At 33.3% G+C, this 15,167-nt stretch carries 14 protein-coding genes and 8 tRNA genes; 17 read left to right on the plus strand and 5 right to left on the minus strand.

Features of this window, described 5'->3' with window-relative positions; genetic code table 11:
* The first annotated feature begins 86 nt into the window (after nt 1-86).
* Entirely contained in the window at nt 87-914 is an 828-nt protein-coding gene (locus EG242_RS07605; RefSeq protein ID WP_124899302.1) for a hypothetical protein, read from the plus strand.
* A 15-nt stretch (nt 915-929) separates the two neighbouring features.
* On the opposite strand, the gene EG242_RS07610 is transcribed toward EG242_RS07605, so the two are convergent.
* Entirely contained in the window at nt 930-1,349 is a 420-nt protein-coding gene (locus EG242_RS07610; RefSeq protein ID WP_124899303.1) for a hypothetical protein, read from the minus strand.
* Nucleotides 1,350-1,561: 212 nt separating this feature from the next.
* Between EG242_RS07610 and EG242_RS07615 the strand changes: the two genes are divergently transcribed.
* From EG242_RS07615 to EG242_RS07625, 3 genes are all read left to right on the plus strand, one after another.
* Nucleotides 1,562-2,542 (plus strand): pyruvate dehydrogenase complex E1 component subunit beta, encoded by a 981-nt coding sequence (locus tag EG242_RS07615; protein WP_124899304.1) that lies wholly within the window; start codon nt 1,562-1,564, stop codon nt 2,540-2,542.
* A gap of 52 nt (nt 2,543-2,594) precedes the next feature.
* Nucleotides 2,595-5,069, plus strand: a complete 2,475-nt coding sequence (locus tag EG242_RS07620) for a DUF5686 and carboxypeptidase-like regulatory domain-containing protein (protein ID WP_124899305.1) — start codon at nt 2,595-2,597, stop codon at nt 5,067-5,069.
* Between the two features lie 64 nt (nt 5,070-5,133).
* Complete coding sequence (locus tag EG242_RS07625) at nt 5,134-5,658, plus strand: inorganic diphosphatase (RefSeq protein ID WP_124899306.1); 525 nt, start codon at nt 5,134-5,136, stop codon at nt 5,656-5,658.
* 33 nt (nt 5,659-5,691) lie between these two features.
* On the opposite strand, the gene EG242_RS07630 is transcribed toward EG242_RS07625, so the two are convergent.
* Both EG242_RS07630 and EG242_RS07635 read right to left on the minus strand, forming a co-directional pair.
* Nucleotides 5,692-5,979 carry a hypothetical protein gene (locus tag EG242_RS07630; RefSeq protein ID WP_124899307.1) on the minus strand — a complete coding sequence of 96 codons (288 nt, stop codon included), beginning with the start codon at nt 5,977-5,979 and terminating at the stop codon, nt 5,692-5,694.
* Nucleotides 5,966-6,562 carry a hypothetical protein gene (locus tag EG242_RS07635; RefSeq protein ID WP_124899308.1) on the minus strand — a complete coding sequence of 199 codons (597 nt, stop codon included), beginning with the start codon at nt 6,560-6,562 and terminating at the stop codon, nt 5,966-5,968. Before EG242_RS07635 ends, EG242_RS07630 begins: the two co-directional genes overlap by 14 nt.
* Nucleotides 6,563-6,705: 143 nt before the next feature.
* Here EG242_RS07635 and ubiE point away from each other — a divergent pair, with 143 nt between their 5' ends.
* Both ubiE and porT read left to right on the plus strand, forming a co-directional pair.
* Nucleotides 6,706-7,434, plus strand: a complete 729-nt coding sequence (gene ubiE, locus EG242_RS07640; protein WP_124899309.1) for a bifunctional demethylmenaquinone methyltransferase/2-methoxy-6-polyprenyl-1,4-benzoquinol methylase UbiE — start codon at nt 6,706-6,708, stop codon at nt 7,432-7,434.
* Nucleotides 7,435-7,438: 4 nt separating this feature from the next.
* On the plus strand, nt 7,439-8,152 hold the full coding sequence (gene porT / locus EG242_RS07645; protein ID WP_124899310.1) for a type IX secretion/gliding motility protein PorT/SprT: 714 nt from the start codon (nt 7,439-7,441) through the stop codon (nt 8,150-8,152).
* Between the two features lie 70 nt (nt 8,153-8,222).
* Here porT and EG242_RS07650 read toward each other — a convergent pair whose 3' ends face one another.
* Both EG242_RS07650 and EG242_RS07655 read right to left on the minus strand, forming a co-directional pair.
* Nucleotides 8,223-8,627: a hypothetical protein gene (locus tag EG242_RS07650; protein WP_124899311.1), complete on the minus strand. Its 405-nt coding sequence runs from the start codon at nt 8,625-8,627 to the stop codon at nt 8,223-8,225.
* Between the two features lie 32 nt (nt 8,628-8,659).
* Entirely contained in the window at nt 8,660-9,388 is a 729-nt protein-coding gene (locus EG242_RS07655) for a TrmH family RNA methyltransferase (protein ID WP_124899312.1), read from the minus strand.
* Between the two features lie 36 nt (nt 9,389-9,424).
* Here EG242_RS07655 and tamL point away from each other — a divergent pair, with 36 nt between their 5' ends.
* From tamL to EG242_RS07710, 11 genes are all read left to right on the plus strand, one after another.
* Nucleotides 9,425-11,989, plus strand: a complete 2,565-nt coding sequence (tamL, locus tag EG242_RS07660) for a translocation and assembly module lipoprotein TamL (RefSeq protein ID WP_203227689.1) — start codon at nt 9,425-9,427, stop codon at nt 11,987-11,989.
* A 63-nt stretch (nt 11,990-12,052) separates the two neighbouring features.
* On the plus strand, nt 12,053-13,120 hold the full coding sequence (gene fbaA, locus EG242_RS07665) for a class II fructose-bisphosphate aldolase (RefSeq protein ID WP_124899313.1): 1,068 nt from the start codon (nt 12,053-12,055) through the stop codon (nt 13,118-13,120).
* Nucleotides 13,121-13,171: 51 nt separating this feature from the next.
* Nucleotides 13,172-14,026, plus strand: coding sequence for an acetyl-CoA carboxylase, carboxyltransferase subunit beta (accD, locus tag EG242_RS07670; protein ID WP_124899314.1), 855 nt, complete (start codon nt 13,172-13,174; stop codon nt 14,024-14,026).
* Between the two features lie 215 nt (nt 14,027-14,241).
* Nucleotides 14,242-14,327 (plus strand) — tRNA-Leu (locus tag EG242_RS07675).
* A 67-nt stretch (nt 14,328-14,394) separates the two neighbouring features.
* Nucleotides 14,395-14,467, plus strand: a tRNA-Gly gene (locus tag EG242_RS07680).
* A gap of 15 nt (nt 14,468-14,482) precedes the next feature.
* Nucleotides 14,483-14,568, plus strand: a tRNA-Leu gene (locus tag EG242_RS07685).
* A 67-nt stretch (nt 14,569-14,635) separates the two neighbouring features.
* Nucleotides 14,636-14,708 (plus strand) — tRNA-Gly (locus EG242_RS07690).
* A 15-nt stretch (nt 14,709-14,723) separates the two neighbouring features.
* Nucleotides 14,724-14,809, plus strand: a tRNA-Leu gene (locus EG242_RS07695).
* A gap of 20 nt (nt 14,810-14,829) precedes the next feature.
* Nucleotides 14,830-14,902: transfer RNA gene (locus tag EG242_RS07700), tRNA-Gly, on the plus strand.
* 18 nt (nt 14,903-14,920) lie between these two features.
* Nucleotides 14,921-15,006, plus strand: a tRNA-Leu gene (locus EG242_RS07705).
* 42 nt (nt 15,007-15,048) lie between these two features.
* A tRNA-Leu gene (locus EG242_RS07710) sits at nt 15,049-15,134 on the plus strand.
* Nucleotides 15,135-15,167: the final 33 nt, after the last annotated feature.

The raw sequence follows: 15,167 nt of genomic DNA on the forward strand, positions 1-15,167 counted from the left end.
AAAAATTACATTAAGCAGAAAACCTTAACTTTATGTAAAAAAATATGGCTGTATGCCGATTCACACAAATTCTTAAAAAGATAATTATGAAAAACTACTTATACCTAACACTGATTATATTGACTTTTTCATGCAACAAAAAAACCGAGGAATTGAAAACGAAAATTGAATCGACAATAAACAATGAAACTATTGAAGATACCGATATTGTTAATTTACCTACAGAAGAAAACAAAATGCTAAAAATTCATAATGATATTTCTAATGCAATGGCAAATATGAGAAACGACAGTTTACTTTCGGTAAGCAGTAAGCAGTTCACCGATTCGCTTATCTATTTAATTAAGAACAATAATAACACGTTGAATTATCCGTTTGAAAAATTGCAGAAAGAAAACGCTTTAAAAATGGCAACTTCGGAAGATAAAAAACTCCGAGTTTACAGCTGGGATAATAATTCTGGTGGATCCATGCGTTTCTTTAATCAGATTTATCAGTTTGATGCCAATGGAAATATCATGGTTAATGAAAGTCTGGCATCAAATGATTCGCAAGCTTATTTTTCGAAGATTTATACCGTTCAAAATAAAAACAACGAAAGTATTTATCTGGTCATTTCAAACAACATCCTTTCAAGTAAATATTCTGTTCAACACATTAATGCTTATAAAATTGGTACAGAAAATTTACAAAACGCAGCAGTTTTTAAAACAAAAAAGGAAACATTAAGTTCTATTTCGGTTGAGTTTGATTTTTTCAGCGTGGTAGACAGACCAGAACGTCCAGTTGAATTAATCACGTTGGAGAACAATATTCTGAAAATCTCTTTGGTTGACGATAAACAAAATGTAACCAGAAAAAATTTAATTTACGAATGGAACGGCGATGTGTTTATATATAAAGGTATAAAATAATGAAAGTAGAAAATGCTATTTAAAATATGCTAATACCATTTCTTTATCTTCAACATTGAGTAACTCTATTTCATTTGAATAATCTTTTACAGCAGTAAAATATTTTTCAGTATTATTAGATTTCAAGGTTTGTTCAATTTTTACAACTCTATCTAAAAGATTAGATAAGCCTTTATCTTTTAAAAACACTTTAAATTTTTCAATTTCATCATAATTTATTTGGTTAGACATCTCTTTAATATTATCATCGCAATAAGCTAAACCAAATCCGTATGTACCAACAGCACTACCGCTTTCATAAGCTTTACAAGAAAGACAAAATGTTCCAAATTTTCCTTCAACCGATAAAAAAGTAGATTTCCTAAACGAGAAAAACAGCACGATACAGATCGGTAACAAAAGAAGAAACAGCCCTTTTAAAGAAGATATTTTCATAATATTATAAACATTTAATTGATTTCATATCAAATATATACAAAAAAAATTCAAACTAAACAGAAAACATTACTCATATAGAAAGTGTAATTTTCAAAAAATTAAATACAGTTAATGTTATTTTAGAATTTCATAACATCATTTTTTATCAATAAAATAAAGGCTAACAAATTTATATTTTATATTTTTGTGCACCTATCAATAATGATATTATGAAAACAATTCAATTTAGAGAGGCTATTTGCGAAGCAATGAGCGAAGAAATGCGCCGCGACAATACAATATATTTAATGGGTGAAGAAGTTGCCGAATACAACGGAGCTTATAAAGCCAGTAAAGGAATGCTAGACGAGTTTGGTGCAAAACGTGTTATTGATACACCAATTGCAGAATTAGGTTTTGCAGGTATTGCAGCAGGTTCGGCTATGAACGGCTTACGCCCTATTGTAGAATTTATGACGTTTAACTTCTCTTTAGTTGGTATCGATCAAATTATTAACAACGCAGCAAAAATGCGTCAAATGAGTGGTGGTCAGTTTAACATGCCTATTGTTTTTCGTGGTCCAACAGCATCGGCTGGTCAGTTAGGCGCTACGCATTCACAAGCTTTTGAAAACTGGTTTGCAAATACTCCGGGTTTAAAAGTAGTAGTTCCATCAAACCCTTATGATGCAAAAGGATTATTAAAATCGGCTATTCGCGATAACGATCCTGTAATCTTCATGGAATCGGAGCAAATGTATGGCGATAAAATGGAGGTTCCTGAAGGTGAATACACTATTCCACTTGGCGTTGCCGATATTAAACGTGAAGGTACCGATGTAACTATTGTATCTTTCGGAAAAATTATCAAAGAAGCTTACCTTGCTGCAGACGAATTATCTAAAGAAAATATTTCTTGTGAAATTATCGATTTACGTACGGTTCGTCCAATGGATTATGATGCCATTATTAAATCGGTACAAAAAACAAACCGTTTGGTTGTTTTAGAAGAAGCTTGGCCGTTTGCATCGGTTGCTTCAGAAATTGCCTATATGGTTCAAGAGCGCGCTTTTGATTATTTAGATGCACCTGTACAACGTATTACAACTGCCGATACACCGGCGCCTTACTCACCTGTTCTTTTAAAAGAATGGTTGCCAAATGCGCAAGATGTTGTAAAAGCTGTTAAAAAAGTTATGTACAAAAAATAATAAAATTTCAATTACATTTGTAACTCCAACCAAAAGGTTGGAGTTTTTTGTTATGAAAAAATTGTTACTTGTTGCTTTTGCTTTTTTCACCTTGCAAATAGCCGCACAAACCAAAGTAGGTGGTATTGTTAAAGATGAAAAAGAAGAACCGATGCCTTATGTTAGTGTGTATTTTAAAAACACTACAGAAGGTGTAATTACCAACGAAAATGGAAAATTTTATTTAGAATCATCAAACAAACAAGATACACTTGTAATTTCATTTACAGGGTACGATGATATTTTTTTACCACTTACAAAAGCAGTGAATCTCGATTTAAAGATCGAACTAAAAGAAGACAACTTACTTTCTGAGATTAAAATATTTACGGGCAAAACATCAAAGAAAGACAATCCTGCGTTAGACATCCTTCGAAAAATCTGGGAAAACCGTCGTAAAAACGGTCTGCATAAATTCAATCAATATACCTATCAGAAATATGAAAAAATAGAATTCGATCTAAATTCTATTGACAGTGCCTACATGAAAAACAGAGTGTTTAAAGGCATGGAATTTATTTTTGATAAAGTTGATACTTCTAAAATTACCGGAAAAACCTATCTGCCAATTTTCATAAACGAACAAGCATCTAATGTTTATGGCGATAATGTATCAAAACTAAAAAAGGAAATTGTTTCGGGCAACAAGAATTCAGGGTTCGAAAACAACCAGCACATCATGGCATTTTTGAAAGATCTGTATGTGGAATACGATATTTACAATAACTACCTGAAATTGTTCGATAAAGATTTTGTGAGTCCGCTTTCTCGCACCGGAATCAACGTGTACAATTATGTATTGACCGACACCGCTGATATTGATGGTAAAAAATGTTACAACATTGTGTATTACCCGCGTAGAAAAGGCGAATTAACGTTTAAGGGCGATTTTTGGGTGAACGAAGGCACTTGGGCAATCAAGAAAATAAACATGGCAATCAGCAAAGATGCCAATATTAACTGGGTACGCGATATATATATTGAACAAGAGTTTGATGTGTTGAACGATTCGGTTTTCCTGCTTACTAAAGATCATTTAATGACCGATTTCAGTATCCGTCAGAATGAAAAATCAAAAGGAATGTACGGCAAAAGAACCACTTATTACAAGCAGTTCGAATTCGATAAAAAGAAACCCGTAAACTTTTACAAAAGCGAGGTAAACAGTTATAACGAAGCCTTAATGAACCGTCCCGATGAGTTTTGGGAAGGATACCGATTTGAACCTTTATCGGAAGAAGAAAAAGGTATTTACACCATGTTGGGCGAATTGAAACAGAATAAACGCTTTCAAACCTACGTGAATTTAGGAACCATTTTGGCGAGCGATTACATACAGATTGGCAATTTTGATTACGGCCCTATTTTTTCTTCGTTTGGATTTAACGATATTGAAGGTTTCCGTTTAAGAGCCGGTGGTAGAACCTATTTTGGGCAAAACGATATGTGGCGTTTAGAAGGATACACCGCGTATGGTTTTAAAGACGATAAATTTAAGTACGGAATTTCGGGCAGATTTATGCTTGATAAAGATTCGCGCTTTATTTTCTTTGCCGGAAACCGTAGAGATGTTGAGCAAATTGCTGCTACCCTATCGCCTATTACCGATGTTTTAGGTCGTAGTTTTGCATCGAGTGCCTTGTTGGCAAGTGGCGATAATTCAAAATTATCGAACATCAATCTAACATCAGCAGGTTTAGAAATCGAACCTTTAAAGAACTTGAAATTTGCAGCTTCTGTAAACTATAAAACACTAAAATCGGCATCGCCTACCTTTTCATTAGGATATTATGACGAAGCAGGAAACATTCAAACCGATTTAAATCAATCTGAAATTAATCTTTCGGTAGATTACACACCGCGCAGAAAAACCGTTGGTTTCGGCGTTGACAGAACCGATGTAGATTACAACTACGCACGCGTTTTCTTTAATTATTCATTAGGTGTTAAAGGAATGTTGGGCAGTGATTTCGACTATAAAAAGATTCAATTATTATACCGTCACCCAATATTAGTAGGCGGTTTTGGTAGATTAACACCAACAATAGAAGCCGGCAAAACGTACGGAACCGTTCCGTTAGGCTTAATGAGCGTGATTCCTGGAAATCAGTCGTACTTTATCATAGACAACGCTTTTAGCCAAATGAATTATTACGAATTTATTACAGATCAGTACATTGCCTTGCATTTAGAACATAATTTCAACGGAAGAATTTTCTCTAGAATACCAGGTATTAGAAAATTAGGATTGCGAGAATTTGTAGGAATTCGTGGTGCTTGGGGCGATGTTTCTAAAGAAAATATTGCCATAAACGCATCAAACATTCCATATATTGCACCAAACGAAAAGGTTTATTATGAATATTTTGTAGGGGTTGGAAATATTTTTAAATGCTTGCGTTTAGATGTTACTTGGCGTGGAAATTATCTGGAAAATCCCGATGCTCGTAAAATGGGTGTAAAAGCTGTATTTGGTTTTCATTTTTAATTTGTAAGAAACTGAATTTTAATGTACTTTTGCAACCAATTTTGAAATAAAGAAATATACAGATATGACAAACGTTGAACAATTCGATGTATTCATCGAAATTCCTGCAGGAAGCAGAAATAAATACGAGTTCGATTTTGATTTAAAAATGATGAGATTCGACCGTTTATTATTCTCATCAATGAAATACCCAACAGATTACGGTTTTATACCTGAAACAATGGCTTTAGATAACGATCCGTTAGATGTTTTGGTTTTAACAACAGAACCAACCATTCCAGGTTTGTTAATGGAAGTTAAGCCAATTGGTGTATTTTATATGGCTGACGATAAAGGAAACGATGAAAAAATTATCTGTGTACCAACCGGTGATCCTTTAATGCGCGAATTGAACGATTTAGGCGATATCAACAAACACCTTATTAAAGAAATAGAGCATTTCTTTAAAGTGTATAAAGATTTAGAAAACAAAAAGGTTGAGATTAACGGTTTTGGCGACAAAGCTGCAGCTATTGAAATGATTAAAGAATGCCAAGCACGTTTTGGTCAGTTATCAGCAGAAAAACAAAAATCTTTTAGTATAAGATAAAACAAAATCCCAAAACATAAGTTTTGGGATTTTTTAGTTATTTAACTTGACCTCTTTTTCATCAATTCCATTAAAATTCATCAAAGAAAAAATAGTTCCTTCAGTTTCCCTACAAAGTTCTACTAATTTACGCAAGGATGAGTTTTTAGAATCTTCAAAATGTTTCAATTCCAAATGATACATTTCACCTACTGTAAATCCACCTACTTCCTCTGAAAATTCAGTTTCCATTCCTAAAGCAACAATTTGATCAAAAATCTTATTTCTTACATCAATTAAATTATTAACAATCTCTATAACTATTTGTTTATTTACCTTCATATTTATTGGCATTAAAAAATATTAATTCTAAAGCTCGATATTCCGAAATATTCCCAACCTTTTGTTTCATCGGTTCAAATATATTCTTAAACATCGGTTCATTTTTCAACTCATTTAAAAATAATAAATATGCGAGATAGTTCTCTGCATTGTATTTATAAAAAATGTTTCCATTATTTAAGAATTTTGTTACTTTTCGATCCCAAATAGCATACTTATGTGAATTTATAAAATGTAATAATTTAGAAACTCCTATCAAAGAATTATTACAAGCAATTTGTAATTTCCCTAACTCATATTCAGACAATAGAACTTCACCTAATTTAGCTTTATTAAGAATTTTAGTGACCTCATCTCCGTTTGAAAAATTTGAATTACTAGGTATCGTTGGCATCCATGAATAAGTAAAACTTAAGCCAATAATAAAATGCTCCATTTTAATTTTATCTATATTTTTAAAATAATCTATAAAATATGGATAGGTATTTTTATAAAAATATTCATCTTTTTGTGGTTCATATTTTTCAGCAATGATTTCTAACTTTTGAAGAAAAGCATTTTTATCTATATCTTTAATTTTCATTATTAATTACTTAATTTGATACTTCAAAAGTAAAAACAATAAAGACATACTTTGTCGAAATTAAACTTAATTCTTCATTAGTATCAAATAATTAAATTTCAACTTTAAGAATATCCTTATATTTGTAAAAATTTCAATTTAAAATGGCCGATCAAATCAATCCCTATAAAGATTCTAACCTTGGTAAAAAACAGCAGGTTGAACAAATGTTCGATACTATTTCTGGTAATTACGACAGTTTAAACCGAATGATTTCGCTGGGAACCGATCAAGGTTGGAGACGCAATGTGTTAAAAATGGTTTCTGATACCAATCCGGAATCTATTTTAGATATTGCAACAGGAACGGGCGATTTAGCTATTTTACTTTCAAAATCTAATGCAAAACGCATTGTTGGTTTAGATCTTTCGGCAGGAATGTTAGAAGTAGGTAAAACAAAAGTTAACGCACTTGGTTTGCAGAATAAAATTGAAATGATTCAGGGAGATTCTGAAAATTTACCTTTTCAAGACAATACTTTTGATGCAATTACCGTTGCCTTTGGTATACGTAACTTTGAAAATCTAGAAAAAGGTTTGTCTGAAATTTTACGTGTATTAAAACCTAACGGAATTTTTGTTATCTTAGAAACCTCGGTTCCAACTAAGTTTCCGTTTAAGCAAGGATACAGTTTTTACATGAAAACCTTTATGCCGTTAATGGGCAAAATATTTTCTAAAGATAAAAAAGCGTACGAATACCTGTCAGAGTCGGCAAAAAATTTCCCTTACGGCGAAAAATTAAATGCCATTTTGCAAAAAGTAGGCTTTAAAAATGTAAAACACAATCCGCAAACAATGGGCGTTGCAACAATTTATTCAGCATCAAAATAATCATATGAAAAACCTTTTAATTGCTACTTGTTTTCTTTTAACCGCAAATTCGTTTGCACAGGGCATGTTTGGTAAAAACCCTTACCGCAACCAGCAAAACTGGGATCAGCAACGTGTACATTACGGTTATTATTTAGGATTTAGCTCGTACAATTTTAAGTTTGATTACAAGAAAAGTTTCTACGAAAAAAACGGAAGCGACGAAATTTTGGTTGAACCTACTACTGGTTTTAATGTTGGTTTGGTTGGAAACCTGCGTTTAATGGAATATTTAGATTTACGTTTTGAACCAGGTTTGTATTACACGCGTCGTAACATTATTTTTCCACACATCACCAATCCTGATCAGCGTGTGCGCGATGTAGCTTCAACCTACATACACTTTCCTGTATTATTGAAATTTTCTGCGTTAAGAGCCGGAAATATTCGTCCGTACATTTTAACGGGAATATCGCAATCGTTAAATTTAAGCAGTAACGAAACTTCTAAAGACGATAACTACCAAGGTCGTTTTAGAATGAAAAAATGGACAGCAAACTACGAATTAGGTTTAGGTATCGATTTTTATTTCGAGCATTTTAAATTTACTCCATCGGTTCGCGGCGTATTTGGTTTACAAGACGAATTAATTCGTGATAAAAACCCAAACAGTCCATGGACAGGCGATATAGAATCTATGAAAACACGCGGTCTATTTATAAACTTTACGTTTCATTAATAGTTGTTAGTATTGAGCTTTTAGTTTTTAGAAATAAAAAAAACCTGCAATTTAATTTGCAGGATTTTTTTTAATTTTCTATCTTTTTTATCAAATCTCTCGTCACCGTTAAATATTTACCATAAAGAGCTACATCGTTCGACAACATATCTTTTAAGCAGTAATCATAATCATTATTATTAGGGAAGATAAAATCTCCATTTTCTAATAATCCTGTTTTACACGAATTTTTATTATCAGAAAGTTTACTGGTATCTTTATAATTAATTGCTGCATTTTCAGATGAAATCAATAATTGTTGATCATTACTTAAATCGGTTTGTATCACTCTTACATTTAAAAGATATATTTTTTTGTCTTTGTTGTATGATATAATATCGCAGGCAATGTCGTATTTAAAATCAGCTTTAACATTTGTAAAACCAAAACATGAAACAATTAAGAAAGTCCCCAATAATTTACATACATTTTTCATAATCAATTGTTTTTCATAAATATATAAAAAAATTAATTACTTCTCTTAAACTCACTCAAAATAATTGCGGTTGCAGTGGCAACATTTAAACTTTCGGTTTGCTGTATGTCACCAAAACGTGGAATAGCTATTTTAGCAGTTACCAAAGCTTCGATTTCTGCGGATATTCCGTTTGCTTCGTTACCCATTACAATGATTCCGCTGGTTGGTAAATCGGTTTTGTAAATATTGGTTCCGTCCATAAACGTACCATAAACAGGTTCATTGGTATCTTTTAAATAATCGGCTAAATTGGTATAAAAAATATTTACACGCGTTAACGATCCCATGGTTGCCTGTACTACTTTGGTGTTGTAAACATCAACCGTTTCGTTACTGCAAATTAAATCGGTAATACCAAACCAATCGCACAAACGAATAATGGTTCCTAAATTACCCGGATCGCGCACATTGTCTAAAGCTATTTTTAATCTGCTGACTTGTGGTAATTTATCTTCTTTCATTTTAAAAACAGCCAAACAGTCATTCGGTGTTGTTAAAGACGATATTTTCTTAAGATCGGCTTCGGTAATTTCCGTCACAAATTCTTTCGAAATAGTAAAGTTTAACTGCTTGGTTGTATAGATGTGTTCTAGCTGCAAAGTAGAATTTAGTAGTTCGTTAATTACCTTAAATCCTTCGGCAACAAAAACTTTATTTAAATCGCGGAATTTTTTTTGCTTTAATTGCGTTATATATTTGATTTGGTTTTTAGTAAGCATTCGTGAAAAGTTGTAATTTTACCAATTGAAATTGTTATGTACTTGAGAAATATTTTATCAAAATTAGTGTTTATTACTTTAATTTCAAGCATTTTTTTAGCTTGTTCGTTAACAAAGCGTGTACCGGCTAACGAACGACTGCTTACAGAAAATGAAATTTTAGTAAACAACAAAAAAGAAACCAACGAAGCCATAGTTAAACAACTGTATCAACAACCTAACAGCAATTTGCTAGGTTACCACCTGCGTTTGCACATGTACAATATGGCAAAGGTAAATCCCGATTCTAGCTATCAGGCATGGTTGGATAAGCATAAAAACACCGAACGTTTTTTGGCTAAATTTTTATCGGCAAAACAGGTAGATCGTTTGGGAACATCGTTTTTTGTTTCGGGAATGGCTAGATCTTTAAAAGATTTAGGCGAAGCGCCCGTTATTTATGATGAGGAAAGAACCAGAAAATCTGTTATTCGTTTAAAGAACCATTATTTTAACCAAGGATATTTCAACACTAAAATTTCATACGAATTAGATAGTATAAAACATAAAAAAATAAGCGCACACTATAAAATTTCAACAGGTAAGCCTTATGTTTACGATAGTATTGCGCTAGTTATACAATCTCCAGAATTAGATTCGCTATATAAAACCAACACGCGTGCAAGTATCATTAAAAAAGGCGATCAGTATAATACTGCCAAGCTAGATGAAGAACGAGAGCGTATTACATCGTTTTTTAGAAACAATGGCGCCTACGATTTTCAAAAAACTTATATTAATTTTGAAGCCGATACCTTAAAAAGTAATTACACTACCGATTTAACGTTAAACATTGACAATAAAAATATTAAAGAAGGCGATACATTAAGAGCCGAACCTTTTAAGCTGTATAAAATTAGCGAGGTTAATATCATTACAAGTAACACATCGGCAGATATTCAGGTAATCACAGATTCTATTCAGTATAAAGACTTAAACATTTATAGTAAAGGGCCGTTAAGTTACAAGCCAAAAGTTTTAAGAAATGCTGTTTTTATTGACAAAGACGGCCCGTTTTCCGATATGCGCCGTTTAGTAACCTCACGTTCGTTAAGCAACCTTAAAGTTTTTAATTATCCAACAATTGAGTATATACCAGACACTCGTGACAGTTTAGGTAAATCGTTAATCGCAAATATTACGTTGAATCCTAAAAAACGCATCACCTTTAATCCGTCTATAGATTTAAACCATTCAAACATTCAAGATTTCGGTATTCAGGGAAATATTGGGTTTGTTTTTAGGAATGTATTTAAAGGAGCCGAAATTTTAGATGTTGGTTTTAGAGGTAATATTGGTTCGTCTGCATCAAGATATCGTAACGAACAAAACACCTTTTTTGATATTTTAGAATACGGTGCCGATGTTAAATTAACCTTTCCGCGATTTTTGTTCTTTCCAAATATTATTGACAAGCTGGTAGATCGCACATCGTTTCCAAATACTTCGTTAAGTGTCGGATTTTTTAATCAGCAGAATATTGGTTTAGACAAGCAAAATCTTACGGGAATTTACAACTATTCATGGTCGTACAAAAGAAGAAACACCATCAGTTTTGATCTTTTTAACCTACAGTTTGTTCGCAACATGAATCCCGGCAACTATTTTAAAGTATACAGATCATCTTACAACAGCCTAAACCGTATTGCAGGAACAACAAACACTAATCCTGCTTTTTTAGACGATAATGGAAATCTTAACATTTCAGAAGGTGGTACAGATGCTTTTATAAACGATGTATTAGCAGGCAACACTACAATACAACCTAGCGATGCAGATTATCAGTCGGTACGAAGCATTTCTGAAAGAAAATTACGTTTAACAGAAAACAACTTAATTTTAGCAAGCAATATTGTATATACGTATTCTAACAGATTCAATATAAAAGATCAAGATTTTTTTACGTTTCGAACTAAAGTAGAATCAGCTGGAAATGTATTAAATGCCATTGCAAAATCAAACAGTGAAATTAACGAAAACGGTAAAAGAACGGTGTTATATGTAGCTTATTCACAATACATAAAAGGTGAAGTAGATTTCATAAAATATTTCGATTTAGGCAACCAAAATGTTCTGGCATTACGTGCCTTTGGCGGAATTGCCATACCTTACGGCAACAGCAACAATATACCTTTTTCTCGCAGTTATTTTGCAGGTGGATCTAACGATAACCGCGCTTGGCAATCGTACCGTTTAGGTCCAGGACGTAGCGGTGGTGTCAATGATTTTAACGAAGCAAATATGAAACTGGCATTTAATGCAGAATATCGCTTTAATGTTTCTGGACCTTGGAATATGGCATTATTTGCCGATGCAGGTAACATTTGGAACGCTTTAGATAATATTACCGATGAAGACATGACTTTTAACGGCTTTAAATCGTTAAAAGACCTTGCCTTAGGAACAGGTTTAGGTGTACGTTACGACTTTAGTTTCTTTATAATTCGTTTAGATTTAGGATTTAAAACATATAACCCAGCAAACGAAGCCGGTGAAAAATGGTTTAAAGAATGGAATTTAAGTAAAACAGTTTTAAATGTCGGAATTAATTATCCGTTTTAATAAAATTAGTACTTTTGTAAGCTAAACCAAAAATTTTTATAATAAAACATACAACCTATAAATATGGCACACAACATTAAGCCAGGTGTTGCAACCGGCGATCAAGTTCAGGAAATATTTAATTATGCAAAAGAAAAAGGATTTGCTTTACCAGCTATAAACGTTACAACATCAAGTACAATTAATGGAGTTATGGAAACAGCTGCAAAATTAAATGCACCAGTTATCATTCAATTCTCTAACGGTGGTGGTTTATTCATGGCTGGAAAAGGTTTAAGTAATGAAAACGAACGTGCAGCTATTGCAGGAACTATTGCAGGTGCAAAACAAGTACATGAATTAGCAGAATTGTACGGTGCAACCGTTATTTTACATACCGATCATTGTGCAAAAAAATTATTACCTTGGATTGATGGTTTGTTAGATGCAAGCGAAAAATTCTATAAAGAACACGGTAAACCTTTGTTTTCATCGCACATGATTGATCTTTCTGAAGAGCCAATTAAAGAAAACATTGAAATTTCTAAAAAATACCTTGAGCGTATGAGCAAAATAGGAATGACTTTAGAAATTGAATTAGGTATAACCGGTGGTGAAGAAGATGGCGTAGACAACTCACACGTAGATTCATCTAAATTATACACCCAACCAGAAGAAGTTGCGTATGCTTATGAAGAATTAATGAAAATATCGCCACGTTTTACCATTGCAGCAGCTTTTGGTAACGTACACGGTGTTTACAAACCAGGAAACGTAAAATTAACGCCGAAAATTTTAGATAATTCGCAGAAATACGTTCAAGATAAATTCAGTACAAAAAACAATCCGGTAGATTTCGTTTTCCACGGCGGATCTGGATCAACTTTAGAAGAAATTCGCGAAGCTATTTCATACGGAGTTATTAAAATGAATATCGATACCGATTTGCAGTTTGCTTTTACCGAAGGTGCCCGTGATTATATTCTTGCAAAGAAAGATTATTTAATGACGCAGATCGGAAATCCAGAAGGAGACGACGTTCCTAACAAAAAACATTACGATCCACGTAAATGGATTCGTGAAGGTGAATTAACATTCAACAAACGTTTAGAAATTGCTTTTGCAGATTTAAACAACGTTAACACATTATAATAATTAAGTACGTTTAAGAAACCTTAAACATAAAACCTTAAACTAATTAACATGGCTTGGTTTAAAAGAAAAGAAAAAGGAATTACAACACCTACCGAAGATAAAAAAGATACACCCAAAGGCTTATGGTACAAAACACCAACGGGAAAAATAATTGAATCGGAAGAGTTGGCTAAAAACTTATGGATTTCTCCGGAAGATGATTACCACGTAAGAATTGGAAGTAAAGAGTATTTTGAAATTTTATTTGACGATAATAAATACAAAGAATTATTTGCATCAATAACTGCAAAAGATCCTTTAAAATTTATTGATACAAAAAAATACAGCGACCGTTTAAAAGAAGCTAAAGATAAAACCAATTTAAAAGATGCAGTTCGTGTAGCAGTAGGAAAATCTAAAGGAGCTGATTTAGTTGTAGCTTGTATGGATTTTGCTTTTATTGGTGGATCTATGGGATCTGTTGTAGGCGAAAAAATTGCACGTGGTATAGAATATTCTATAGAACGCAACATTCCGTTCATGATGATATCAAAATCGGGTGGTGCACGTATGATGGAAGCAGCATATTCGTTAATGCAGATGGCAAAAACATCGGCTAAATTAGCACAATTAGCAGACGCCAAAATTCCTTACATTTCTTTATGTACCGATCCAACTACAGGTGGCACCACAGCTTCGTATGCAATGTTAGGCGATATTAATATTGCAGAACCAGGAGCTTTAATTGGCTTTGCAGGTCCACGAATTGTGAAAGATACCACAGGAAAAGATTTACCAGAAGGTTTCCAAACATCAGAATTTTTATTAGAACACGGTTTTTTAGATTTTGTAGTACACAGAAAGCATTTAAAAAACAAAGTAAACTTATATATCGATTTGGTTTTAAACAGACCTTTACGCTAATAAAACGCATTGCAATAGCAATGCGTTTTTGTTTACAACAAATATTTACAACCATAAGATCTATATTTTTTTAATTTAAACTAAAGCTACTTTAAACAGTATCAAAAGTTTAAGAAATAATTAAAAATTAGTGTTTCAAAAGCATTGTAAAATAAAATAATCATTATATATTTGCACACGCAATAAGGCATTACACCTAGTATTGTTAGTTCTTTGCTTGAGTGGTGGAATTGGTAGACACGCTGGACTTAAAATCCAGTGAGCAGTAATGCTCGTGCGGGTTCAAGTCCCGCCTTGAGTACTTTTTTTTGCATATTGTAATTTTTTTACTAAATTTGCAAACCAAGTTCTTTAAATAAAATAAAAACGCGAAAATAGCTCAGTTGGTAGAGCGCAACCTTGCCAAGGTTGAGGTCGCGGGTTCGAATCCCGTTTTTCGCTCACGTTACTACATCTGCTTGAGTGGTGGAATTGGTAGACACGCTGGACTTAAAATCCAGTGAGCAGTAATGCTCGTGCGGGTTCAAGTCCCGCCTTGAGTACTTTTTTTTGCATATTGTAATTTTTTTACTAAATTTGCAAACCAAGTTCTTTAAATAAAATAAAAACGCGAAAATAGCTCAGTTGGTAGAGCGCAACCTTGCCAAGGTTGAGGTCGCGGGTTCGAATCCCGTTTTTCGCTCACGTTACTACATCTGCTTGAGTGGTGGAATTGGTAGACACGCTGGACTTAAAATCCAGTGAGCAGTAATGCTCGTGCGGGTTCAAGTCCCGCCTTGAGTACTAACGTTTTTTATTACAATGCGAAAATAGCTCAGTTGGTAGAGCGCAACCTTGCCAAGGTTGAGGTCGCGGGTTCGAATCCCGTTTTTCGCTCAAAAAATCTATTTATCTGCTTGAGTGGTGGAATTGGTAGACACGCTGGACTTAAAATCCAGTGAGCAGTAATGCTCGTGCGGGTTCAAGTCCCGCCTTGAGTACAAAATAATATTCAAGACTTATAAATAGATTTTTTTACCTACGCTTGAGTGGTGGAATTGGTAGACACGCTGGACTTAAAATCCAGTGAGCAGTAATGCTCGTGCGGGTTCAAGTCCCGCCTTGAGTACAAAAAAAATCCTAAAGAACATTCTTTAGGATT

The sequence above is a fragment of the Paenimyroides viscosum genome, from assembly GCF_003858535.1.
Lineage (GTDB): Bacteria > Bacteroidota > Bacteroidia > Flavobacteriales > Flavobacteriaceae > Flavobacterium > Flavobacterium viscosum.